At 54.0% G+C, this 928-nt stretch carries 2 protein-coding genes; both read right to left on the bottom strand.

What is annotated here, in order from left to right:
- Nucleotides 1-588 (bottom strand): CHAP domain-containing protein (locus tag DDR33_RS02540; RefSeq protein WP_109414210.1); only part of this gene is annotated, 588 nt, incomplete at its 3' end.
- A partial coding sequence (locus tag DDR33_RS25685) for a hypothetical protein (RefSeq protein ID WP_158280617.1) occupies nt 585-928 on the bottom strand: 344 nt, incomplete at its 5' end. The genes DDR33_RS02540 and DDR33_RS25685, both read right to left, overlap by 4 nt.

Here is a 928-nt window from a genome sequence, read left to right as displayed (position 1 = left end):
TACGGCCGACACTTTGCTGATGGAGGAGACCAGTCTCCTTTTCCTGTAGACGCCATCGCCTTCCCTGCTGCCGGATTCGTTGGTATTGCCTTCGACGGTGATGAGCCACTTGCCGTCCCACTGGTCGACAAAGCCGACGTGGGCGATGCGGCCTTTTTCGGGGAAATAGATGCCGAAGATGTCGCCGGGTAAGGGAGTGCGGGGTGGGTTCCGGGTGGTGAGTTGTGAATTGCGGGAGGAGGCGCCGCCGATACCCGTGCTGCGGGTCCAGATGACTTTGTTTTTCGGGAACAGGTTGGGGCAATAGCCCGTGCGGGGGTTGGGAATACCGGCCTGGCCCAGGCACCAGCAGACGAAAGCGGCGCACCAGGGATTGCCGGGTTTGAGGTGGGTATAGTGCAGAAAGAGCTCTACCCTGGTGCCGTCATTTCTGCCTGTAGCTTCCCGGACTCCCAGTTCACCGGTGTACACAGCGCGCAGCCGGTCCCTTGCCGGTGCGTTCACATCCGAAGAAGAATCGCTGATTGAGGGAGATTGGGTTAGTAACCAACCTCCGCTCAATAAAACAAGTACGCTGAAAACTTTCATAATAGTCCTCCCATAATGAACACCATTGACATCAGGAGAAGCACATAAAACCCCAGGTAAATCAACACTTTATGCAGCGGATATAAACCTCTGAAATCCTGCTCGAAGTCCCCCTCTGAATACTGGTGAAATACCGGCCAGATGATCCGGATGACAATCCAGGTCACGGATTTAAAAACCAGGAAAGTCAGCACCGCCATAATCACAATACTGAGAATCCCCGGGTCCACCGGAGCCGACGTCACATCAATATGACGGCAAAGGAAGGGGAACAAAAGAAACACCACCAGCGATGAAAATATTATAAAGCCCTCATGATGAAAGGCACGCTGAACGCTCA

Source organism: Pararcticibacter amylolyticus, assembly GCF_003130405.1.
In the GTDB taxonomy this organism is placed as follows: domain Bacteria; phylum Bacteroidota; class Bacteroidia; order Sphingobacteriales; family Sphingobacteriaceae; genus Arcticibacter; species Arcticibacter amylolyticus.
The sequence above is the reverse complement of the archived record's forward strand: the minus strand, read 5'-3'. Positions and strand labels throughout refer to the sequence as shown.